This window comes from Halosimplex yunnanense (assembly GCF_054504345.1).
The window spans coordinates 402,595-424,656 of record NZ_JBTJEL010000037.1 but is presented as its reverse complement, the minus strand read 5'-3'; the positions used below and the strand labels follow the sequence as shown (position 1 = coordinate 424,656).

Annotated in this window: 25 protein-coding genes and 1 tRNA gene; 15 read left to right on the top strand and 11 right to left on the bottom strand. The window is 68.5% G+C overall.

The window, feature by feature from the left end; genetic code table 11:
• Positions 1-120: 120 nt before the first annotated feature.
• Positions 121-195 (bottom strand) — tRNA-Ile (locus AB2U09_RS20990).
• 101 nt (positions 196-296) lie between these two features.
• Between AB2U09_RS20990 and AB2U09_RS20985 the strand changes: the two genes are divergently transcribed.
• Positions 297-803 (top strand): macro domain-containing protein, encoded by a 507-nt coding sequence (locus AB2U09_RS20985; protein ID WP_459194698.1) that lies wholly within the window; start codon positions 297-299, stop codon positions 801-803.
• On the opposite strand, the gene AB2U09_RS20980 is transcribed toward AB2U09_RS20985, so the two are convergent.
• Complete coding sequence (locus tag AB2U09_RS20980) at positions 804-1,667, bottom strand: ATP-grasp domain-containing protein (protein ID WP_459194697.1); 864 nt, start codon at positions 1,665-1,667, stop codon at positions 804-806. It abuts the gene before it with no gap.
• A 124-nt stretch (positions 1,668-1,791) separates the two neighbouring features.
• Between AB2U09_RS20980 and AB2U09_RS20975 the strand changes: the two genes are divergently transcribed.
• Positions 1,792-2,163: a cupin domain-containing protein gene (locus AB2U09_RS20975; RefSeq protein WP_459194696.1), complete on the top strand. Its 372-nt coding sequence runs from the start codon at positions 1,792-1,794 to the stop codon at positions 2,161-2,163.
• A gap of 115 nt (positions 2,164-2,278) precedes the next feature.
• On the opposite strand, the gene AB2U09_RS20970 is transcribed toward AB2U09_RS20975, so the two are convergent.
• The gene (locus tag AB2U09_RS20970; protein ID WP_459194695.1) at positions 2,279-2,809 is read right to left on the bottom strand and encodes a 50S ribosomal protein L16; all 531 of its coding nucleotides are present in this window, start codon (positions 2,807-2,809) and stop codon (positions 2,279-2,281) included.
• A 118-nt stretch (positions 2,810-2,927) separates the two neighbouring features.
• Positions 2,928-5,309 carry a coiled-coil domain-containing protein gene (locus AB2U09_RS20965; RefSeq protein WP_459194694.1) on the bottom strand — a complete coding sequence of 794 codons (2,382 nt, stop codon included), beginning with the start codon at positions 5,307-5,309 and terminating at the stop codon, positions 2,928-2,930.
• A gap of 141 nt (positions 5,310-5,450) precedes the next feature.
• On the opposite strand from AB2U09_RS20965, the gene AB2U09_RS20960 reads away from it, so the two are divergent.
• Positions 5,451-6,449 carry a glutathione S-transferase family protein gene (locus tag AB2U09_RS20960; RefSeq protein WP_459194693.1) on the top strand — a complete coding sequence of 333 codons (999 nt, stop codon included), beginning with the start codon at positions 5,451-5,453 and terminating at the stop codon, positions 6,447-6,449.
• Positions 6,450-6,463: 14 nt separating this feature from the next.
• Here the strand turns inward: AB2U09_RS20960 and AB2U09_RS20955 are convergent, their stop codons facing one another.
• Positions 6,464-6,619, bottom strand: coding sequence for a hypothetical protein (locus AB2U09_RS20955; protein ID WP_459194692.1), 156 nt, complete (start codon positions 6,617-6,619; stop codon positions 6,464-6,466).
• Between AB2U09_RS20955 and AB2U09_RS20950 the strand changes: the two genes are divergently transcribed.
• The 5 genes from AB2U09_RS20950 to AB2U09_RS20930 all read left to right on the top strand — a co-directional run bounded on the left by AB2U09_RS20950 (position 6,618) and on the right by AB2U09_RS20930 (position 10,704).
• Positions 6,618-7,586 carry a beta-ribofuranosylaminobenzene 5'-phosphate synthase family protein gene (locus tag AB2U09_RS20950; protein ID WP_459194691.1) on the top strand — a complete coding sequence of 323 codons (969 nt, stop codon included), beginning with the start codon at positions 6,618-6,620 and terminating at the stop codon, positions 7,584-7,586. The genes AB2U09_RS20955 and AB2U09_RS20950 overlap by 2 nt on opposite strands.
• Before the next feature lie 105 nt (positions 7,587-7,691).
• On the top strand, positions 7,692-8,534 hold the full coding sequence (locus tag AB2U09_RS20945; protein ID WP_459194690.1) for an RAD55 family ATPase: 843 nt from the start codon (positions 7,692-7,694) through the stop codon (positions 8,532-8,534).
• Positions 8,535-8,658: 124 nt separating this feature from the next.
• Positions 8,659-9,591: a hypothetical protein gene (locus tag AB2U09_RS20940; protein WP_459194689.1), complete on the top strand. Its 933-nt coding sequence runs from the start codon at positions 8,659-8,661 to the stop codon at positions 9,589-9,591.
• Positions 9,592-9,596: 5 nt separating this feature from the next.
• The gene (locus AB2U09_RS20935; protein WP_459194688.1) at positions 9,597-10,307 is read left to right on the top strand and encodes a DUF8135 domain-containing protein; all 711 of its coding nucleotides are present in this window, start codon (positions 9,597-9,599) and stop codon (positions 10,305-10,307) included.
• Positions 10,308-10,380: 73 nt separating this feature from the next.
• On the top strand, positions 10,381-10,704 hold the full coding sequence (locus AB2U09_RS20930; protein ID WP_459194687.1) for a transcription factor S: 324 nt from the start codon (positions 10,381-10,383) through the stop codon (positions 10,702-10,704).
• Between the two features lie 78 nt (positions 10,705-10,782).
• Here the strand turns inward: AB2U09_RS20930 and AB2U09_RS20925 are convergent, their stop codons facing one another.
• The 3 genes from AB2U09_RS20925 to AB2U09_RS20915 all read right to left on the bottom strand — a co-directional run bounded on the left by AB2U09_RS20925 (position 10,783) and on the right by AB2U09_RS20915 (position 12,308).
• Positions 10,783-11,505 (bottom strand): hypothetical protein, encoded by a 723-nt coding sequence (locus AB2U09_RS20925; RefSeq protein WP_459194686.1) that lies wholly within the window; start codon positions 11,503-11,505, stop codon positions 10,783-10,785.
• 1 nt (position 11,506) lies between these two features.
• Positions 11,507-11,785, bottom strand: coding sequence for a hypothetical protein (locus AB2U09_RS20920; RefSeq protein ID WP_459194685.1), 279 nt, complete (start codon positions 11,783-11,785; stop codon positions 11,507-11,509).
• A 262-nt stretch (positions 11,786-12,047) separates the two neighbouring features.
• Complete coding sequence (locus AB2U09_RS20915; RefSeq protein ID WP_459194684.1) at positions 12,048-12,308, bottom strand: MarR family transcriptional regulator; 261 nt, start codon at positions 12,306-12,308, stop codon at positions 12,048-12,050.
• A gap of 101 nt (positions 12,309-12,409) precedes the next feature.
• Between AB2U09_RS20915 and AB2U09_RS20910 the strand changes: the two genes are divergently transcribed.
• Positions 12,410-12,850 (top strand): SHOCT domain-containing protein, encoded by a 441-nt coding sequence (locus tag AB2U09_RS20910; RefSeq protein WP_459194683.1) that lies wholly within the window; start codon positions 12,410-12,412, stop codon positions 12,848-12,850.
• Between the two features lie 34 nt (positions 12,851-12,884).
• A complete protein-coding gene (locus tag AB2U09_RS20905; RefSeq protein ID WP_459194682.1) occupies positions 12,885-13,418 on the top strand; it encodes a YkgJ family cysteine cluster protein in 534 nt (177 codons plus the stop codon).
• Positions 13,419-13,453: 35 nt separating this feature from the next.
• Here the strand turns inward: AB2U09_RS20905 and AB2U09_RS20900 are convergent, their stop codons facing one another.
• Positions 13,454-14,329, bottom strand: coding sequence for a ZIP family metal transporter (locus AB2U09_RS20900; protein ID WP_459194681.1), 876 nt, complete (start codon positions 14,327-14,329; stop codon positions 13,454-13,456).
• A gap of 183 nt (positions 14,330-14,512) precedes the next feature.
• Between AB2U09_RS20900 and crtID the strand changes: the two genes are divergently transcribed.
• Genes crtID through cruF form a run of 3 tightly spaced genes read left to right on the top strand, consistent with a single transcriptional unit; the run spans position 14,513 to position 17,919 of the window.
• Entirely contained in the window at positions 14,513-16,078 is a 1,566-nt protein-coding gene (crtID, locus tag AB2U09_RS20895) for a bifunctional phytoene desaturase/3,4-desaturase (RefSeq protein ID WP_459194680.1), read from the top strand.
• Between the two features lie 43 nt (positions 16,079-16,121).
• Positions 16,122-17,015: a prenyltransferase gene (locus AB2U09_RS20890; protein ID WP_459194679.1), complete on the top strand. Its 894-nt coding sequence runs from the start codon at positions 16,122-16,124 to the stop codon at positions 17,013-17,015.
• Positions 17,005-17,919 (top strand): bisanhydrobacterioruberin hydratase, encoded by a 915-nt coding sequence (cruF, locus tag AB2U09_RS20885; RefSeq protein WP_459194678.1) that lies wholly within the window; start codon positions 17,005-17,007, stop codon positions 17,917-17,919. Before AB2U09_RS20890 ends, cruF begins: the two co-directional genes overlap by 11 nt.
• Positions 17,920-17,991: 72 nt before the next feature.
• On the opposite strand, the gene AB2U09_RS20880 is transcribed toward cruF, so the two are convergent.
• Positions 17,992-18,648, bottom strand: a complete 657-nt coding sequence (locus tag AB2U09_RS20880; RefSeq protein WP_459194677.1) for an HAD family hydrolase — start codon at positions 18,646-18,648, stop codon at positions 17,992-17,994.
• A gap of 184 nt (positions 18,649-18,832) precedes the next feature.
• Here AB2U09_RS20880 and AB2U09_RS20875 point away from each other — a divergent pair, with 184 nt between their 5' ends.
• Complete coding sequence (locus AB2U09_RS20875; protein WP_459194676.1) at positions 18,833-19,105, top strand: DUF7571 family protein; 273 nt, start codon at positions 18,833-18,835, stop codon at positions 19,103-19,105.
• Between the two features lie 91 nt (positions 19,106-19,196).
• Here AB2U09_RS20875 and AB2U09_RS20870 read toward each other — a convergent pair whose 3' ends face one another.
• Entirely contained in the window at positions 19,197-20,003 is an 807-nt protein-coding gene (locus AB2U09_RS20870) for a hypothetical protein (RefSeq protein WP_459194675.1), read from the bottom strand.
• Positions 20,004-20,148: 145 nt separating this feature from the next.
• On the opposite strand from AB2U09_RS20870, the gene AB2U09_RS20865 reads away from it, so the two are divergent.
• A complete protein-coding gene (locus AB2U09_RS20865) occupies positions 20,149-22,050 on the top strand; it encodes a methyl-accepting chemotaxis protein (protein WP_459194674.1) in 1,902 nt (633 codons plus the stop codon).
• Positions 22,051-22,062 lie beyond the last annotated feature (12 nt).

Below are 22,062 nucleotides of genomic sequence, written 5' to 3'. Positions count from 1 at the left end.
AGAAGTCGCAGATTTCACCCTCTGGGAAGGGGGGATCGGTGGGGTCGAGGGCGGGGGTCACAGCGACCACCTCAACCCGCGAAAAAGCGGCAGAAACGGCCGCTTTCCTTTATACTGGTATGGGCCCGCTCGGATTTGAACCAAGGACGAAGCGGTTATGAGCCGCTCTCTCTAACCAGACTGAGATACGGGCCCTCTCGTCCCACGCTTTCGGACGCCGGCCCTTTAGCCTACCGGGTTCCGCCGCTCGACGGCCCGGGAACGCCTTTTAGCCCGTTCCGGACGGATCGTCGAACATGGACTTCGAGGTCATCCAAGGCGACATCGCACGGCAATCGGCGGACGCACTGGTCAACGCCGCGGGCACGAGCCTTGAGATGGGCAGCGGCGTCGCGGGTGCGCTCCGCCGGGGGGCCGGTGGGCCGATTAACGACGAGGCCACGTCGAAGGGGCCGGTCGACCTCGGCGCCGTCGCGGTCACCGACGCCTACGAACTCGACGCCGAGTACGTGATCCACGCCGCGGCGATGCCCCACTACGGCGACGGGCAGGCCACCCGCGAGTCCATCGCCGACGCGACCTGTAACGCCCTCGCTCGCGCCGACGAACTGGACTGCGAGTCGATCGTCGTCCCCGTCCTCGGAACCGGCGTCGCGGGCTTCTCGTTCGACGAGGGCGCCCGCATCGTCTGCGAGACGATCGCCGGCTACGAGAGCGACGGACTGGCGGACGTGCGCGTCATCGCCTACTCCGACGAGGAGTTCGAAGAACTGGAACGAGTCGCCGACGAGATTCGGGAGTAGTTACTCCTCGGCAGTCCGGCGAACGAGGTCGGCGAGGTCGTCCCAGAAGCCGTCGACGTACTTCGAGGCGTCGTCGATGGTGGGCCGGGCGTTGGTCTCGTTGACGACGGCGCGGCCGTCGGTCACGAGCAGGTCGACGCCGAGGAACTGGATGTCGAGCACGTCGGCCGCCCGCTCGGCGAGGTCGCGCAACTCGGGGTCGAGGTCGACGCGGCTGGCCTCGGCGCCCCGGTGGACGTTGTGTTTCCACTGACCGGCCTCCAGCGCGTCGTCGGGGAGACGGCGCTCGACGGCACCGATGTACTCGCCGTCGAGGACCATCACGCGGTAGTCAGTCGCGCCGGGCAGGTACTCCTGGACGAGATAGGACTTGTCGCCGGTCGCGTGGAAGTCGTGGACCAGATCGAGGTAGTCGACGACGCCGAGCAGCGAGTCGAGGTCGTGGGCCTTCGCGACGCCGACGCCGCGGGTCGTCGAGTTCGGCTTGACGACGACCGGCCGGTCGAAGTCTTCGACGGCGGCAGCGACCGCCGACTCGTCGACGGGGTTCGAGACCATCACCGTCTCGGGGACGGGCACACCGGCGTCGGCCAGCCGGGTGATCACGTCGGCCTTGTTGCGCGAGCGGAGGATCGCCTCGCGGTCGTTGACCCACGGGACGTCCAGTGCGGCGGCGGCGACGCCGCCTTCCATGAGTCGCGGCGGGTAGACGAACCCGACGTCGAACTCGCCCCACGGCGGGTCGGTGAGCGAGATCGCCCGCTCGCGCGACTGCACGTGCTCGGCGGTGATGCCACGGTCCGCGAGCGGGCCTTGCATCCGCTCGTACGTTTCGGCGTCCGTCGCCACCGCCAGCCTGACCATACGCTCCCCTTCGACCGGTAGCACCTCAATGTGACGCTCACCGACGGGAGTGCGCGGCGGTCCGAGTCTGATCGGGCCGATCCCACGGGTTGATTTTAACCGATCCCGGCGTGAATCCCGCGGCATGGGCTACCACGTCGTCGACCCGGACGGCCTCGACCCGGAACCGGATCGTCCCTCGGAGATGCGCTACGTAAGCGAAGCGGCCGACCTGGACAACCTCGGGCTGCGGACCTACCGCGTCGAGCCCGGCGAGGAGATCCCACTTTCCGGCCTCCACTACCACGATACGCAGGAAGAGGCGTTCTACGTCATCGACGGGACGCTCGCCGTCGAGACGCCCGAGGAGACGTATCGCGTCGAGACGGGCCAGTTCTTCGTCGCCGAACCGGAGAGCCCGCACCGCGCGCACAACCCCGCCGACGCCGACGATCCGGTCAGGGTGATCGGCATCGGCGCCCCGCCGGTGAGCGACGGCCACAGCTACGAGCGGTAAGGAAGAGAGACGAACCGGGAGTCAGTCGCCGGCGTCGTCCGCCCGGACGCGGTCGCTGCCGAATCGGTGCGGTCGCTCGGCGGCGAGCGATACCGAGAAAGCGAGATGAGCCGCGTTACGCGATCAGCAGTTCTTCGCCGCGTTCGACCTTGATGCGGCACGGCGGCGTGATCTTGTTGTACGCGCGGCGGAACGCTTCCTTGACCTCCTCGGCCTGGTCGACGTCGCAGTAGGCGGTGAACAGCTGCTCGTCGGCCTGGATGCGGGCGGCGGTGCCGACGATCTTCCCGAAGGCCTGTCGCATGCCGTCGGAGACACGGTCTGCGCCGGCGCCGGTCGCCTGTTTGTTCTCCCGGATGACCTGGTGGGGGAACTTCCGGAGGACCATCTTGTAGTTGCCCTCGCCGAGTTCTTTGATCAGGTGGCGGTTGGCCGAGAGGCGCGAGGCCTCCATCGAGCCGTGGCGCAGCTGGACGGACTCCTCAACGATGAGCGAGATCTGGACCGGGTAGTCGTCGGGGTCGGCGTTCTTGTCGCCCATCTGGTGCTGTGCGATCTTCGAACCGGGAATACCAGTGATGTACTCCCGTCGGGTGTACGCGGGCTTGTCGATGTCCCGGTACATCGAGGCTGGTTTCTCGGACATGGTCTTGGTGTAGACGTGGCCTAGCGTTGGTAAAAGGGCTTCGAACCCGCGCGGGGGTGTGCGCCTGCCTGCCACGAGTTCGCCACGGCTCTCCCGGCTGGCACCCCGCGGTCGCCGCTCACGACTCCGTCGATTCCTCGCCCGGGAGCGAAACTCCGGTCTCGTCGACCAGATCATCGATTTCAGCGGGGTCCACGACCCGGACCTCCCGGTCCGACGCCCGCTTGCGCGTCGCTTCCGGCAACTGGCCGCCGGCAGCGACCACTGCCTCGTCGAGGTCACCGTCCCGCTCGACGGCTTCGGCGATCCGGTCGACGTCGTCGGGATCGACTGCCGCGGCAGTGCCGGCGTCGACCGTCAGCACCGCGGCGGTGACCGTTACCGGTCGAGGGGTCGTCGCGCGCAGGTCGGTAGTCCCGAGCGACTCGCCGCGGGGTTCGGTCTCCCAGCCCGTCGCCTCGAACACCCTCGTGACGAGCGATCGGAACCCATCGGCGTCGAGCGAAGGGATATCTCTCCCAGACCCCTCACTGCCCGTCGACTCGGTCGGCACGGATCCCGACCGCTCGACCCGCGTCTCGGTGTCGAGGGGATCCGTGTCGGCGTCAGCGTCGCCCACGCCGGAATCCGAGCCGGCCTCGTCGCTATCGGCACTTTCGGCAGCGACGCCTTCGGTATCCGCGTCGGCCGTCCCCGTCCGGGTCGCCGAAACCCACTCGTCGTCCGTCTCGCCGTCGACGAACACCCACTCGTCTTCGTCGTGATCGTCGCCGCGCGATTCTTCACCGTCGGCGCGCGACTCCTCACCGTCGTCCCGCGCGTCATCCTCGGCGGGATCATCGTTGCTGTCCGGCGACTCCGCGCCAGCCGGGTCGCCGTCAACCCCCACTATCGCTTCGTCGACCGTCTCCGCGATGGAATCGCCGACCTCCTCGGCCATCGCGTCCGCGAGCGCGTTCGCGATCTCCTCGTCGACGTCTTCGGGCGTCTCCTCGACGCCAGCGTCCCCGTGACCGGCTTCGGCGTACCCGTCGTCGTCATCGACCGCTGTATCGCTTCCGTCGCCCGTCTCGCCCGCGTTGACTGTCTCATCCGCGTCGACCGTCTCGTCCCCGTCCACGTCGTTCGCCTCGTCGTCGGTCGCTTCCTCCGCGGACGGGATCACGACGGTCTCGCGAACGGCGGCGTCTCCGGAGTCGTCCACCGGTTCGTCGACCCGCGCGCGCTGCTCGTCGAGTCGGTTCCGCAGTTGTTCGACGGTGTCGACCGCTTCGGGGGCGCGTTCGCGCGCCACGTCGTGGGCGGCGTCGAGCGCTGCCTCCGCACGTTCGACCGCCGCGCCTGCCGCACTCGTCGGCGCGTCGTCGAGCAGGTCGATAGCCCGCCTGGCACGTTCACAGCGGGCGTCGACCAGTCGCTCGGCGACCGTGGCGAGGCGCTCGCGGATCCGCTCGCCGTCGAAACGGCGTTCGTCGCGACCCCAGTCCAGCGTCAGGAGCGTCTCGTACCGGTCGAGCGCGCGCTCCCACCACTCGACCGCGTCCGCAGGATCGTCGGCGGACGACGCCTCCTCGACGGCCGCGCGTGCTCGTTCCAGCGGGGCGCTCGCCAGCCGCGCGCGCTCGGCCGCGAGGAGGTCGCGGTGGCGCTCGATGGAGGCGTCGGTCGGCAAGTCCGCGTCGACCGACAGCGCCGCGGCGTAGCTCTCGTCCGCCCGCTCGAGGAAGTCCATCGCCGCTTCGTACTCGTCGTCTTCTCGACGGGCCTGGGCCCGTTCGCCCGCTCGTTCGGCCCGCTCGACGTGGACGCGCCGCTCGTACTGACGGAGTCGCGCCCGCGAGGAGTCGAACCGGTCCGCGAGCGACGCGGCGGCGCCGTCGAGTGACGCCGCCTCTTCCCGGGCGGCCGCCAGCGACTCGCGTGCGCCGTTGATGAGGTCGAGTGCTGCGTCGACGTCGCCGGAATCGAGCCGTTCGTCGGCGCGATCGAGCGCGTCCGCTGCAGTTTCGAGCCGGCGCTCTGCCCGCGCCCAGGTCCCCGCCGCCGCGTCGACGAACTCCCGGACGGCGTCGAGGTCGCCCCGCGTCGGGAATCGGTACTGCACCCCATCGACGGCGTCGAGGACGAGCGCACCCCCCAGGAAGCCGTCGTCCGTCCGCGCGTCGACCACGTCGGATAGCGGCACCGAGCGCGTCCGGTCGCCGTCGGCCCGACCGACCGCGAACAGCACCCGCACGTCCGTCACCAGCGCTGCCGCGCTGTGGTCGCCGTCCGGGACGATCCCCTCCCCCGTATCGGACGCGACCGCGTCTTCCCCCGCCGTTCGTTCGATCGATACCCCCTGTTTCTTGTTCCGGACGACGTAGCGCGGCGTCTCCGCGGACTCGACGTAGGCTGCCAGCGGCCGGTCCGCGAGCAACCCGCGCGCGAGGAGCCCACCGCCCCCCGTTCGTTCGAGCACCTCCGCATCGCCGTCCTCGACGTCGATTACGTGTTCCATCGGCCCACCCGTGTGCTGGCCCGTTCATCGCCGGGATGACACTAAACTCTTTGGCACTCGCCCCCGCAGAACCGCGGAATACGCGGTTACACGCGCGTCACTGGGGTTCTTTTGAACGTGGCGACCCTACGTGAATCCGTCATGAACAAACTCGTCGACGGCGAGTGGCGGACGGACGTCGAGGACTACACGAACGACGACGGCGAGTTCGAGCGCCAGGAGACGAGCTTCCGCGACCGGGTCGAGGACGACCCCGATGCGCGCTTCCAGCCCGAATCCGGCCGGTACCACCTCTACGTCTCCTATGCCTGCCCATGGGCGCACCGAACGCTGCTGATCCGGTCGCTGAAGGGCCTCGAAGACCACATCTCGGTCGACATCGTCGATCCCTACCGCGACGAGGGCGGCTGGCAGTTCACCCCCGACAAGGACGGGTGCACGCCCGACACGATCAACGGGAGCGACTACCTCCGCGAAGTCTACCAGAAAGCGGACCCGGACGCGACCTGCCGCGTGACGGTGCCGGTGCTCTGGGACAAGAAAGAGGAGACCATCGTCAACAACGAGTCCGCGGAGATCCTCCGGATGCTCGACACCGAGTTCGACGCCGTCGCCGAGCGCGACGTGGACCTGTACCCCGAGGGCTACCAGGACGAAGTCGACCGGATCATCGAGGACATCTACGACCCGATCAACAACGGCGTCTACCGCGCCGGGTTCGCCAGTTCGCAGAAGGCCTACGACCGGGCCATCGACGACCTGTTCGGCGCGCTCGACCACTGGGACGAGGTGCTCGAAGACCAGCGCTACCTCGCCGGCGACCGGCTGACCGAGGCGGACGTCTGCATGTTCACGACGCTGATCCGCTTCGACCACGTCTACCACACCCACTTCAAGTGCAACGTCAGGGCGATCCACGAGTACGACAACCTCTGGCCGTACCTGCGGGACCTCTACCAGACGCCGGGCGTCGCCGAGACGGTGCGGATGGACCACATCAAGGAGCACTACTACACGACCCACCCCGACGTCAACCCCAAGCGGCTGATCGCCCGCGGCCCGGACCTGCACCTCGACGCCGAGCACGACCGCGACGAACTCCCCGGCAGCCTGCCGACCGAACTGCTCCCGCTCGCGTAGTTCCCCCCGCTCTCTCAGTCGTCGGCGGCGGCCGGTCCCCGACCGGCGCTCCTGCCGACGCGCGCGACCGATTCAGAGCCGAGACACGTCCGGACGGCGGCGTCGCGGACTCCGGCGACGAACGCCGGTGTCGAAAGGCCGTAGGTCCGGGGGGCCGTCGCCCGTGCCATGACGCGCGTCACGGTCGGCTGTCGCCTCCACGTCGGCTTCCAGAACCTCTCGCTGGCGCACAACCGGCTCTACGGGGGCGTCGGCGTCGCGCTCGCCGAACCCCGGCTGGACCTGCGCGCCGAGCGCGCCGAGACCGTCGACTGCGACGACGAGGCGGTCACCCCGTACGTCCAGCGGGTCGTCGACCACCTCGAGGTACCCGGCGCGCGGGTCCGCGTCGACGACCGGCTCCCGCGCCACGCCGGCCTCGGCAGCGGGACGCAACTCGCGCTCGCCAGCCTCGCGGCCGTCGCGGGCGCCTACGATATCGACGCGGACCCGCGGGAGCACGCGCCGGCGCTCGGCCGGGGCGGCCGTAGCGGCATCGGGGTCGCCACCTTCGAATCCGGAGGGTTCGTCGTCGACGGGGGACACCCGACCGAGCGGTTCACGACTGCGCCGCCCGCCGAGGGCGAGTGGACGGTCCCGCCGGTCGTCGCCCGCCACGACCTGCCCGACGACTGGCGGTTCGTCCTCGCCATCCCGGACGCGGGGCCGGGCCGGAGCGGCGACGAGGAAGACGAGAGCATGCGCTCGGTCGTCGAGCGCGCCGACCCCGGGATCGCCGAGGAGATCGCACAGCTGGTGACCCAGCACCTCCTCCCCGCGGCGGCCACGGGCGACCGTTCCGGCTTCGGGGCCGCGATCGCCCGCCTCGGCCGGCTCAACGGCGCCTGGTACGCCGACGAACAGGGCGGCGTCTACCGGCCGCCGGCGGGCGCGATCATCGACCGACTCGCCGACGAGCCGACTGTCGCCGGCGCCGGGCAGTCGTCGTGGGGGCCGACCGTCTACGCGCTGACGGACGCCGACTACGCGGCGGACGTGGCCGACGCGGCCCGCGACGCCCTCGAGGAGGTCACCGACGGCGGGCGCGTGACGGTCGCTCGTCCGCGAAACGAGGGCGCCCGGATCGAACCGTCGTAGTCGAATCGGCGAACCGAGCGGTCGCTTCTGGATCGACCGATCGTGAGTTTCAGCGAGCGAGAACTGCGGCGAAACAGGTAAGCGGGAGGGGACGAACCTCGGCGCATGGATCGGATACCCTTCGGCGTCCGCCAGCTCGATACGACCCTCGGCGGCGGCGCGCCGGCGGGAAGCGTCGTCCTCGTCGCCGGCGAGGGCGGCGCGGGGTCGCGGGAGTTCCTGCACACGAGCGCGCTGATGAACGCCCTCGGACGGGCCGACGAGGACCTCCACAGCCTCTACTACGGCGATCCGGCGGCGAACGCGACGCCTCCCGAAGAAGTCCACTTCGTCTCGTTCACCGCCGGCGAGGAGCGCTTCGCCGACGAAGTGGGGATGACGATGGGCGACGACATCGTCGACGCCGGAATCGACGCGGTGCAGTATCACGACCTCTCCGAGCAGTACTTCCACCAGAGTCCCGTCCCCCGTGACTGGTACGCCGAAGCGACCGCCGACATCAAGGACCTCCGGGCGCGCCAGGAGCGCGACGACATCCTCGGCGAACTCGGGAGTCTGCTGGTCGAACACGCGCCGGGGAACCTCGTAGTCATCGACTCGGTGTCGGACCTGATCAGCACCGCCGGCCGCGACAAGACCGTCAACTGGTCGGACGTCGTCTTCCTCATCAAGGGCCTCCAGAAGGGCGCCAATCAGTGGAACGGGGTCATCCTCGCCCACGTCGGCCGGGAGACCGTCTCGAAGACCGAGTACGGCCAGCTCGTCGACAGCGTCGACGGGACACTGGAGTTCCAGTGGGCCAGCGGCGGGTCAACTCGCGCCCGGACGCTCGTCGTCAAGCAGTTCCGCGGCGTCCTCTCGACGATCGACGACGAGAACATCGTCCAGTTCGAGACCGAGATCGGCGACGGCGGCTTCGACATCAGCGACGTGCGCAAGATCCGATGACAGGAACGGCCCTACCGAAGTAGTGGAACTCCCGTCGAGATCGGTTTTTCCCGGCGGTCTCCAGATTCGATTTCCGAGAACCGGTGGCAAACCCTTAACTACCTCGTCGCGACAACACAGGACAATGGCGAGCGAGTCGTCGGACGACGCCGCGGTACACGCCTCCGTGCCCGCAGACGTGGCAGCGTGGCTCGACCGCAAGGCCGACGACCTGGGGGTCGACCGCGAGACCGTCGTCGTCCAGCTACTCGCATCCTATCGCGCCGCCGAGGAACTCGGGGACGAGAGCGTGAGCACCGCGCTCGAACCCGACGTGGAGTCGGAAGTCAGGGACGTCCTCGCGGAGCGACTCCCGGACATCGCCGACGCCGTCGCCGAGCAGTTCGACGCCGACGCGGCCGTCGACATCGGCGCGGTCGAGGAGGGGCTCAGCGCGGAGATCGACCGCATCGAAGCCGACTTCGCCGAGAAGATCGGGGACGTCCGCGAGCGGGTGGTGCAGGTCAAGCGGGAGGCCGACGCGAAGGCCGACGCCGACCACACTCACCCGGAGTTCGGCGAACTCGCGACGCTCTCGACCGCAGTCGACGACCTGGAATCGGCGCTGGACGGGCTCGAATACCGCGTCGAGGACGATTCTGCGGGAGAGGTCGACGACCGGCTCGACGAGATCGAGGACCGCGTCGCTGAGATCGAGCAGGCCACCGACCACCTCGACGAGATCGAGGAGCGACTGCGGACGGTCGCGTGGGTCGTCAGCGACCTGCGCGAGGCCGAACAGGCCCGGTCGGGTCGAGCCGACGCGGTCGAGCGGCTGAAGACCACCGCGGCGGAACTCGATGCGGACCGGGCGGTCTGCGAGAACTGTCGGGAGCCGGTCGACATCGCCCTGCTCCACGAGCCGAAGTGTCCGCACTGCGACGCGACAGTGAGCGACGTACAACTGCCGAGCGGCCTCTTCGGCAAGCCGAAGCTCACCGTCGCCCGCCGGCTCGAAGCCGGCGACGAGGCCGAGACCGACCGCTCGAACGTGCCCGACGCCGCCCAGCGGGAGTGACCGACGTGAGCGACGATTCCAGTTCCGACGACGACGGGGCCGCGGACTCCCGCGACGACGAGGCCGACGACGACGGCGGCGGCCGCGACCCTTTCGACTCCTTCGACGAGTATCGCGACCGAGCGGGCGACCCGTTCGACTCACTCGGCGGCGACTCAGCGGGTGAGTCCGGGGACTCTCGGGGTGCGGACGAGCGAGCGACAGACCCCACGGACGGACGGGAATCGGAGAGCGATGAGAACGGCGACCCGTTCGAATACGGGACCAGCCCTGAGAAGGACGAGATCGGCCACTCGTCCGACCCGACCCGGGCAAGCGCGGACGACCCGCTCGCGGACGTGGAGGTCTCCGACGAGGACCCCTTCGAATCGAACCCGAGCGCCTTCGAGCGGTCTGACGTCGAGGGCATCGACCCCGACGAGGTCTGGGAGCGCCTCACCGACGACGGCGAGTCCGAACCCGATCCGGAGTCGGACGGGGCCACAGGAGCGGAGGCCGCAAACGCCGACGGCCCGTCGTCCCCGGGCGACGAAGATGACGTCGTGGAGGTGTCGAAACACGCCTACTGTGAGGGCTGCGAACACTTCTCGCCGCCGCCGGACGTGACCTGCACGCACCCGGGGACGGAGATCCTGGCGTTCGTCGACGTCGACACCGTCCGCGTCGCCGACTGTCCGGTCGTCGCGGAGCGGCGTGAACTCGAAGACGACGCGTAGCGCGGCGGGCGACAGCGCGACCGTCGCGAGGGAGACGGGATATTGATGTGTCCGCGCGGACAACGGAGGAGACATGCAGTTTTGCGACGACTGCGGTTCGATGATGCACTCGGACGGCGACGAGATGGTCTGCAAGAGCTGCGGCGCGACCACCGGCGTCGACGAGGACCGCGCCGAGCAGTTCGTCACCACCGACGAACAGGCCGGCGACGAGGTCATCGAGACCGAGGAAGGGGCCAACTTCGAGGGGAAACCGACGGACAAGAGCGTCACTTGCGAGGAGTGCGGCCACGGCGTCGCCTGGTACACGATCAAACAGACCGGCGCCGCCGACGAGCCGCCGACGCGATTCTTCAAGTGCAAGGAGTGCGGGTATCGCTGGCGCGAGTACAACTAACCCGTCCAGATCTACAGCTACACGGTCCCCTGTCCGAAGTCGGCCGAAGAAGCGAAAGAGCGATTTCGGACTACGGAGTCAGATATTCTCGCTAACCTGGGCCACACCGTAGCCCGCGGAGGTGGATTGCTCGTTGACTACTTCGCCGTCCACGATAATCTGGGCTGTGAGCGTCCCGGAACCGTCGTCCTGTTTTTGCGCGTTGCCGGAGACGATGTCCGCACTGTTGTCGACGGGTAGGTGGCTATCACCTCGACCCGAGATACTCCGCTGGCCACTCGTAGTGCCGAGTGACCCTTGCCAGCTTCCACTGTAGAGCACCTTGAAACTCACGTACTGCGACGATTCCTCTCCGAACTCCTGATTCGACTTTTCGACACCATCGACGAAGTACGTGAGAGTGAAGTACCCGTTCTGCACCTCGTCGAACGCGACTGCTGTGAGGTCGTTGCCGTCGAATAGATCCAGCGTGACTTCTGCGGTCTCGCCACCTGCGATCGAGACACTGCGCTCGTCGGCGTGTTCGCCGTATAACCCGTCGGGACCGATGCCGAGGTTTACGGAGACGGTCGGTTCGAGCGCTTCCGATCCGGTGTTCTCGATAGTGAGCGTCGAAGTCGTGACCGTCCCGTTACTGCCGATCTCGTTGTCCGTGATCGTCAGATCGTCCGATCCCGAGCTGCCGCCGTCGTCGTCGTCACCACTGTCCCCACTGGTGCTATCGCCCGAACAGCCTGCAAGTGCGGCCGCACCGAGTGACGAGGCACAGGCGAGAAACGCCCGCCTCTCGTAGCCCGCCATCTCAAGCCCCGTCCTGACCCGATGGGGATTCCGCTCCACGGAATCCGGCCATCAGTTCCTTCAGAATTTCCCGGTTGTCCGCGGCCATCCGCTCGCCGAGGCCGCGCTTTCTAACTATCGAGAACATCGCCGGGACGAAGTTGAGCATGATCGAATAGCACCACACTATCGGTCGAACGAAAAGACCAGACAGCGGGATCTTCCCCGCTCCCTGCCCCAGAGAGAACGCTAGCTCCCGTCGCTCGTCTCCCGCGAAAACCATGTCCGAATCGTCGGTCATGACTGATAGTCGAATGACCGGTATATAAACCGCAGGCTATGAACATCAAATGTGATACTAATTGGTACGACGTGAGTCGCTGGGTACCGCGAACCGTCCAAAGCAGATTCGTCCCTCTCGATCCCGTGGGTAAGGCACAGGGAGTGCATCGCGGTGACGTCCATCAGAACTGGTTCAGCGCGTAGACGGTACCAGGACGGCCAAGAAAGCCGAGAGGGGCGTCGCACATGATGTGGGAACTGACTGTGGCGACCGACGACGGCTATCTCGCAGTCGGTCCCCTCCCGATGGTCCAGTAGGCGCCGCGGTGGCGGACCAGTTCCCGGTCTTCGAGTCGCGCGAGGACGACGCCGACGCTCCCCTGCGGGACGCCGGTGAGCCGGCCGATTTCGGTGGGCGTGAACGCCTGTTCGCGGCGCTCGGTGAGGAAGGCGAGCACGCGGTCGGCGTTCTCGGCGCCCGCGGCCTGCGGGCGGAGGCGGGGTTCGGGAGTGGTTTCGAACTCCTCGATACTGATGGGCATGCGTGACGCTACGGCGCCAGCGAGCATAGCGCTATCGCGCACGGTGACGAGCGCTCGACGGCGTCCCCGAGAACTATACCGGCCGGCCCGGTAGCCGACGTATGAGCGACGAGACGGACAACCCGCTGGAGGGGGTCGTGGCCGTCATCGCGGTCGCGACGCTCCCGCTCACGGCGCTGGCCGGGATCTTCTTCGGGGAAGCGGCGGCCGTGACCGTCGCCATCGTCGGGTGGCTGTTCCTCGTCCCCGTCATCGCCATCGTCTCCGAATACGTCGACGTCAAGGCGTGGCTCGACCAGCGCAACGCCGCGGAAGCGACCGGGGACGCGAACAACGACGCCGAAGACGACGCCCTCCAGCGGCTCCGCGAGAGCTACGCCGCGGGCGAGATCGACGACGTAGAGTTCGAACGCCGGCTCGAACGCCTGGTCGAGACCGAGGATCTGGATATCGCCGACGGCGGGACCGCCGACGACCGAGCGGCAGACGGAGACCGTCGGGCACGCGACCGCGATCGAGTCCCCGAGCGCGAGCCGGAGTGAAAGGCATTTGCCGCTCGACAGCGGACGGAGAGGCGTGTCCACGGACGCCCGCGTCGTCGAGGTCCACCCCGGCAAGGAGGCCGTGGTCGCGTTCGACCCCGCGCTCACCTTCGAGTGCGTCGAGGAGTGCACGTGGTGCTGTCACCACGGCGTCCTGCTGTACGAACCCGACTTCCTCGAACTCGCGAACGTCGCCGACCTCGCCGAAGCGACCACGCAGTTCCGCGGTGAGGACTTCGTCCGGAAGGAGGAGAAAGACCGCGACGAGCGCGTCGGCGAGGACGGCGCTGCCTGCTTCTTCCTGCGCGACGACGGCCTCTGCGCGCTCCACGACGAACACGACTGGAAGCCCGCGCGGTGTTCGGTCTTCCCGCTGGAAGTCACCGTCGGGGACGGCGACGCGACCGACCGCGACGGCAGTGACATCTACGTCTCCGTCCGCGAGGAAGCGCACGACCACTGCGACGGCCTCGGCGTCTCCGAGCGTCGCGTGATCGACCACCTCGACGCCTTCCTCCCCGCAGTCCTCTGGGACCTGGACGACCCGGAGACGAAACGAGAACTGTAGTCCTTCTATCGCCCGCAATCGACCGGCCCGATAGTTTAGGGAGAGACGACGAGCCACGCAGCGACGACGACGACGGCACCGACGACGGTGCTGCCGACGGCGTGGACGCGCAGGCGATCCAGCAGGTCGTGGGACTCCTCGTGGAGCGAACACACCTCGTCGATCTCCGAGCCGGCTTCACAGACGGGGAGGAAGTCCATCGCGATGTGGAGGAAGATGCCGGCCGCGAAGCCGAAGACGACGGCGTTCAGCGCAGCGATCGCGGGGACCGGCAGCGATGCGGTGGGGATCGCCGTGATCCCGACGCCGGCTGCGGGGAGCAGCAGGGCGGAGACGGGCTTGCCGTTGCGCCGGAGGCGGCGGGCGGCGGCGTATCCGGCCGGGCCCTTGTGGGAGACGATAGCCAGCCCGAGCAGGAGGCCGACCTCCTGCATCGACCCGTAGACGAGGCCGATGATGAGACCGGCCGAGAGCGCGTGGGCGGTGATCTGCGCGGTCGTCACGTCCATCGGGAGGTCCCGATGGGTGAGGCGGTGGCCGACGACGTGGCCGCTGTAGCCGACGACGATACCGGCCGCGATGCCGATGCCGCCGATCTGTGGCGCGCCCGCCGTGGCGCCGATGTTGATGGCCTGCGGCACGAGGAACATCGCGGCGCTGGTCACCATCGCGCCGCTCGCGAGTCCGTAGCCCCACACGAGCCGCTGTGGATTCGTCGAGTCGGCCCGGCCGCCGAGATACGCACCGACGACCATCGCCGCGAACGCCACCCATCCGATGACGAGAACCTTCCAGGTCTCCGTCACCGCCGCGACCACCGACAGCACCAGCAGCACGACGACACCGGCGGCGCCCACGGTCGAGAGACCACCGACCCAGTTATTAACCGACGACTCTTCGTTAATACCCATTACTTGTGAAGTCCGGGACACTTATTATTAAGTCTGTCGCTCCGGGAGGGCTGAACGGCGACTATTCCGCCGTCCCAGCCTTTCTCGAAGTTCCGACGGGGCTGTTGAAGGGCGGTTCGCATGGGAGCGGACCGGACGGGTTGGGCGCCTCCTTTTTGCCCGTCGGGTCGCAATCGACCGATGATGACATGGCGCTCGGGACGGGCTGACGGCGTGTCGGTGACGGTGGTCGGCGGCGGCGTCGGCGGGCTCTCTGCGGCGGCGTACCTCGCGGACGCCGGCGCCGACGTGACGCTCGTTGAGAAAAACGACCAGCTCGGCGGCCGCGCCAGCCGCCTCGAAGCCGATGGCTTCCGCTTCGACATGGGGCCGTCGTGGTACCTCATGCCCGACGTGTTCGAGCGCTTCTTCGGCCACTTCGGCAAGACGCCCGGCGACTACTACGACCTCGAACGACTGGACCCGCACTACCGTATCTTCTTCAAGGGCGAAACGGGCAGTGGCCCGTCCGACGAGGATTCGGGCGAACGGATCGACATCGCGGCCGACCGGGCGACCAACCGCGAGCTGTTCGAGTCCATAGAGCCGGGCGCGGGCGAAGCCTTCGACGAGTACCTCGCGACCAGCGAGCGCCACTACGGGACGGCGATGGAGAAGTTCGTCTACGAGGACCGCTCGTCGCTGCGCGACTGGATCGACCTGGACGTGATGCGCGCGACGCCGGTCGGGCTCACGCTCCTGCGGTCGATGCAGGGCCACGTCGAGAACTACTTCGAGAACCCGAAGCTCCAGCAGATCATGCAGTACACGCTGGTCTTCCTCGGCGGGTCACCCCGCAACACGCCCGCGCTCTACAACATGATGAGCCACGTCGATTTCAACATGGGCGTCTACTACCCCGTCGCGAACGAACCCGACGGAAACGGCGACCACCCCGGCGGCATCGGCGTCGTGATCGACGCCTTCGTCGACCTCTGTCGCGAACTCGGCGTGACCTTCGAGACGGGTAACGAGGTCGCGGAGATCACTCGCCGCAAGCGGGGGTTCTCCGTCGTCGACGAGCACGGGACCGAACGCCGGCCGGACCGCGTCGTCGTCAACGCCGACTACGCCCACGCCGAACAGGAACTCCTCCCCGAACACGAACGCCAGTACGACGCCGACTACTGGGCAGATCGAACCTACGCCCCCTCCGCGTACCTCCTCTATCTCGGCGTCGAGGGCGACGTGCCCGAACTCGCCCACCACACGCTCGTCCTCCCGGACGACTGGGACCCGCACTTCGACCGAATATTCGAGGAGCCGGCCTGGCCGGACGAACCCGCGTACTACCTCTGCGTGCCCTCGAAGACCGACGACACCGTCGCGCCGGAGGGCCACAGCAACCTCTTCGTCCTCGTGCCTATCGCGCCGGGGCTCGAGGACTCCCCGGCGCAGCGCGAGCGCTTCCGCGAGCAGATACTCGACGACGTGGCCGAGAACACGGGGACCGACCTCCGCGACCGCATCGTCTTCGAGGAGGAGTTCTGCGTCTCGGAGTTCGTCGACCGCTACAACGCGACCCGCGGGACCGCGCTCGGGCTCGCGCACACGCTCCGCCAGACTTCGCTTCTGCGGCCGCCCAACCGGTCGACGGCCGTCGACGGCCTGTACTTCACGGGCTCGTTCACGACCCCCGGCATCGGCGTCCCGATGTGTCTCATCAGCGGCCAGCACACCGCCGACGCGCTGGTCGAAGACCTCGCCTGAGCCGGCCAGTTAACTCGCTCCCGTACCTATGCCCGACGACCCGATGTCCGACGACGCGAAGCCGGCGGTCACGGCCCGCCTCGGCGCGCTCGCGCCCCCCGACACCACCGTCGGGTACCTCCTGCGCCTCTCGCGGCCGCGCTTCTGGCTCTACCTCGCCGGGCCGGCCGCCGTCGGCGCGGTGTTCGCGACCCGGGAGACCGCCGAACTGTTCACGCCGCTCACCGTCGCGCTCACCCTGTACTTCCTCGTCCCGGCCAACGTCTTCCTCTACGGCGTCAACGACGTCTTCGACGCCGACGTCGACGCGGAGAACCCGAAGAAGGAGGAGAAGGAAGTGCGCTACCGCGGCGGCCGGGCGGTCCTCGCCGCGATCGTCGCCAGCGGCGCGCTCGGACTGGCGTTCATCCCGGTGCTCCCGGTCGAGGCCGCCGTGGCGATGGTCGCGTTCCTCGCGCTGGCGACGGAGTACAGCGCGCCCCCACTGCGGTTCAAGACCACGCCCTTCCTCGATTCGCTCTCGAACGGGCTGTACGTCCTCCCCGGCGTCGTCGCCTTCGCGACCGTCTCGGGGTCGTTCCCGTCCGCGCTCGCGATCGCCGGCGCGTGGCTGTGGACGATGGCGATGCACACGTTCTCGGCCATCCCCGACATCGAACCCGACCGCGCCGCCGGCATCGAGACCACGGCGACCGTCCTCGGCGAGCGCCGGACCTACGCCTACTGCGGCGCCGTCTGGGCGCTCGCGGCGGCGGTCTTCGCTCTCGTCCACCCCCTCTGGGGCGGCCTGCTCGCCGTCTACCCGGTCTTCACCGCCGGCGTCGCGCTGACTGACGTGTCCGTCGAGCGCGCCTACTGGTGGTTCCCCGTGCTCAACACCGTCGTCGGCGCGCTCTTGACGATGGGCGGCCTCTGGAGGATCGTCAATGCCACCTGACCCCGCGGAGACTGCCGGTCTCCCGGCGCCCGGACGAGTCGACCGCGACTGGGTAGAAGCCCGGCTCGACCGGCTCGTCACCGAGAACCGATTCACCATCGCCGTGGTCTTCCCCGTCACCGGCGCCGTCCTCCTGCTCGCCAGCGCGCTCGGCTGGTTCGAACCGGCCGTCGCCGCGCTCCCGCCGGCGCTGGCTGCCGAACTCGCGTGGCTCCCCTCGGCGCTGGCGTTCAACCCGTGGCTCGTCCTCGTCGGCGTCGTCGTGATGCGCCTGCCGCTGGTCGCCGGCGTCGCGCCCCTCGTCGACAGGCGGGCGACGCTCGCGCTCGTCGCGCTGGCGGCCTACGCCTACGGGATCGAGTTCGTCGGCGTCACGACCGGCCAGCCCTACGGGGGCTTCGAGTACGGCGTCGCCCTCGGGCCGATGCTCGGCGGCGTCCCCCTCGCGCTCCCCGTCTTCTTCTTCCCGCTCGTCCTCAACAGCTACCTCCTGTGCCTCCTGCTGCTCGGCGACCGTGCCCGCTCGCCGTGGGTCCGCCTGCCCGCCGTCGTCGCGACCGTCCTCGCCGTCGACTTCGTGCTCGACCCGGGCGCGGTCGCGCTGGGCTTCTGGACCTACGACGGGGGCGGTTCGTTCTACGGCGTCCCCTGGAGCAACTACCGCGGATGGGTCCTCTCGGCGACCGTCGCCGTCGCGGCGTTCGACTGGGGACTGGACCGGGAGGCGCTGCTCGCCCGTCTGGAGTCCTGTCCGTTCATGCTCGACGACATGGTGAGCTTCGTGATCCTCTGGGGCGGCGTCAACGCGGCGTTCGGCAACTGGATCCCGGTCGCGCTGGCGGGGCTGTTCGGCGCCGGGCTGGTCGCCACGGACCGCTTCGACGTGCCGACGGGTCCGCGGTGAGCGACGTAGCCACTGGAGGCGAAGTGTTCTGATCGCGGGTGATTCCGAGCGCGGTCGGTCCGCGCCCGCGAGTCAGCCGCAGATGTCGTGGAGGTCGTCGAGCGAGTCGATGTCCCACGTGGGCCAGACGTTCAGGTCCCAGTCGGTGCGGTGGGGCCGGCGGATGAACGCCGAGTCGATGCCGGCGTTGTGGGCGGCCTGCACGTCGGACTCGTTGTCGCCGACGTACAGCGCCGAGTCGGCGTCGAGGTCCTCGAGCGCGCGCTCGAGGTAGTGCGGATTGGGTTTCCGGAGGTCGAGACTCTCGATGGTGTCCTCGCGGCCGTAGGCCGTGTCGAAGTGGTTCCCCAGTTCGAAGTGGTCGAGGAGGAAGTCGACGGTCTCCTGCTGGTTCGAGCTGACGATGCCGGCCGAGACGTCGAGGTCGGCCAGCGTCTCGACGTCGGGGTAGGGCGTCTTCCGGCCCGCGCGCGCTTCGTCCTGCTGTGCGCCGGAGACCGTGCTGTCGCGAGTGCGCCAGAACCGCTCGGGTTCGAAGCCGTACTCGTCGCTGATGGTGTTCACCTGCTCGGGCGTCGCGCCGATCGTCATGTCCTCGACGTGGGCGGGATCCGGCTCCGAGACGCCGAACTGCGCGAACGTCTCCGCGGTCGCCTCCCGGAGTACGTCGAACTGCGTCCGGCCCACGAGAACACCGTCGTTGTCGAATACGACGGTATCGTACGTCATGCAACCCACTGCGTGGCCGGACGCTAAAGGGCTTCCGGCCGACCACCCGCGCGAACGCCGCCGCCCCGCTGTCGCTTCGCTGCCTGTCGCAGTATCACCGCCCGCCGTCACGGTGCCCGCTGGCGAATACTCGCGCGGACGATAGAACTATGTGATTGTATCTCAAGGGTGTGAATGTATCGCAATGAAACCGTGCCACAACTGTCAGGCCGTCATCGACGAGTACACCCTGGACAAACAACTCGAACCCCTGCGTGAGCTGACAGTCGACGACTTCAACCTCTGCGGCGACTGCGTGACGATCGCCGACGGCGCGTGCCTGGAGTGCGGCGGTGCGGTCTACGTCCCCCGGAACGCCGACAGCAGACCCGACATCTGCCCGGCGTGTCGCTCCGATCTCATGGAGCAGACGGGCCGAGACCCCGGGTGGCACCTCGAATCGCCCTCGACGACCTGAGGGGCGGACTGCGGTGCGTTTTTGGGAGTTCGCTGAGATCCGGTAGCGACCGCTGAAATCTACCGGGTGAACGGAGTGACGACCAGCCCGGTTACGAATCGTCGTGCCGGCCTCCCAGAGCGTCAGCGACGCCGGCCGCGCGGCCGGCGAGTGCGAGTCCCACGAGGAAGAGGATCCATCGGGTTAGCGTGACGAGTCGACCGCCGGCCCACTCGGGCGCGAGCGGCTCCGACGACCTGAGCAACGAGACGTAGTAGTAGGAGACACCCTCCGACGTCGACCGGCGGACGATCGAGCGGTCGAGGTAGTCGCCCGGAAGCGTGATCTGGCCGCGATCGACCACCCGCTTGCGGTGCGGCCGCGGGTCGACGGGACCGATCTCGACCGGGAACGGCGACTCATATCGGACGGAGACGTTGTCGACGACCTCCCGCGTCGAAACCGGTGCCAGCCGGTAGGTGCCGTTCGACGGCGTGTAGATCCGTTCGTAGTAGCGGTCGTCGACACTCGTGTACCGCTGACCGGTGAGCCAGAAGTCACCGAACCGCGTTCCCGAGCGGTTCGGTGGGTCGACGTCGTGCGGCGTCCCGTCGAGGTTCGTCACGACAGCCGCGTCCACAGAGAGATCCACCGACCCCTGTTCGAGCGCCCGCGCGTCGAGCGCACACAGGGTCGTTCCCCGCGTGGTCCCGCTCCTGTCCTGCGGACAATCGACTCCCGGAAGGACGACAGGTTCGCTCCCGGATGCCGACGGGATGTCGACCCCTTCCTCGGAGACGGTGAGCGGTTCCGCCCGGTAGGTGTAGGAGGGCTGTTTCGGATGCGGGACGAGCAGCGGGTTCGCGATCAGGAGGAGGGCCGCGGCGAGTACCGCGATGCGTCGCCAGCGAGGGTCCATGCGGCGGGGGTCGAACCCGCGTCACTCAACGGCTTCGACTTCACGGGTCGTCCACGGGCGCGAACCCCGCAGACGACGAGAGTTGAATTATCTCTCGTGATACTGTCTGCACAACGCTTTTCTCGGGGTTTTCCTGCAGGGCAGTATGGCAAGCACTTCGACCGGACCGGGGACGGTCCGCTCCCGGGTCGACAACTTGGAGCATACGCTGCGGGAGTTCGTGGCGTACACGCCGAGCGGCGACTCGATCCCCGACGAGACCTGGCGCAGTCGCCATCGGAACATCCTCGCGGTACTGCTCGCACACGTCCCGTTCCTGCTCGTGCTCGGGACCTTCGAGGGGACGGAGTCGGCCGTCACGGGCGCGACTATCCCCGAGATCCCCCTCGTTCGCGTCCTCCTGCAGACCGGACTCGTCGTCGCGCTCGCGTTGCTGGCCGCGTGGCCGCGGTTCGGCCGACGGGCGCGTACCGGCATCGCGACGCTGGGCCTCGTGATGACGTCGGGATTCCTCGTGCATTTCTCCGGCGGCTACATCGAGGCGCACTTCCACTTCTTCGTCGTCATGGCCGTCGTCGCCGTCTACGAGGACTGGTTGCCCTTCTTGCTCGGCATCGCCTTCGTCGCGATCCAGCACGGCTACTTCGGCATGATCGAGCCGAGCCGCGTCTACAACCACGCGGCCGGTATCAACAACCCGTGGGCGTGGTCGTTCATCCACGCGACGTTCGTCCTGGCGCTCGCCGGCGCGCTGATGGGCCACTGGTACTCGACCGAGCGCTCGCGCGAACAAGCGAGCGAGCGGCTCCGCGAGGCCGACGAGAAGACCGCCGAGATCGAGGACCTGGAAGCGAAGCGCGAGGAGATCGAGCAAGCCAGAGCGGAGGCCGAGGAGACGCTGGCCGAGGCGGAAGCCCGCCAGCGGGAGGTCGAGCAGCTGAACGCCCACCTCGAAGCCAAGGCCGACGACTACAGCGCCGCGATGGCGCGGGCCGCCGACGGCGAACTGCACGTCCGGGTCGACGCCGACAGCGAGAGCGACGCGATGGCCCGGATCGGAGAGGCGTTCAACGAGATGCTCGACAACACCGAAAACGCGGTGGGAGAGATCCAGACCGTCGCCGACGAAGTCGGGGAGGCGAGCGACGGCGCGACCGCCGGCGCCGACGAGATCGAGCGGGCCAGCGCCGAGGTGAGCGAGTCCGTACAGGGGATCGCCGGCGACGCCGCCGAGCAGCGCGAGACGCTCGAAACCGTCTCCGGCGAGATGGACGATCTCGCGACGACCGTCGAGGAGGTCGCCGCCTCGGCCGAGACCGTCGCCCAGCGGTCCCACGAGACCGCCGAGATCGCGGAGGACAGCCAGGAGACGGCCGAGCGGGCGATCGACGGTTCCCGGGAAGTCCAGTCGGCCATCGACTCGACGGTGGCGAACGTCGAGACGCTCCACGAGCGGATGGAGGAGATCGGCGACATCGTCGGACTGATCGGCGACATCGCCGAGCAGACGAACATGCTCGCGCTGAACGCCAACATCGAGGCGGCTCGCGCCGGGTCCGGAGCGGGTGGGGCCGGCGGCGAGGGCTTCGCCGTCGTCGCCGACGAGGTCAAGCAACTCGCCGAGGAGACGCGAGCCTCGGCCACCGAGATCGAGCAGCTCATCGCCGAGACCCGCGATCAGACGGCGACGACCGTCGAAGAGGCGCGGGCGGCCGAACGCCACGTCGGCGAGAGCGTCGAGGCTGTCGAAGCGGTCGCCGACGCGTTCTCGCAGGTCGCGGACAACGCGGAGGAGACCGACAGCGGTATTCAGGAGATCCGGGCGGCGACCGACGAACAGGCCGCGAGCACCGAGGAAGTCGTCGCGATGGTCGCGGAGGCGGCGGACATCAGCCGCTCGACCGCCGACGAGACCGAGCGCGTCTCCGCCGCCGCCGAGGAGCAGGCGGCGTCGACCTCGCAGGTCAGCGCCAACGTGCGGTCGCTCGGCCAGCAGTCCGAGCGGCTCCAGTCGCTGCTCTCGCAGTTCGCGGTCCGGGGCGCCTGACGGACCGCGACC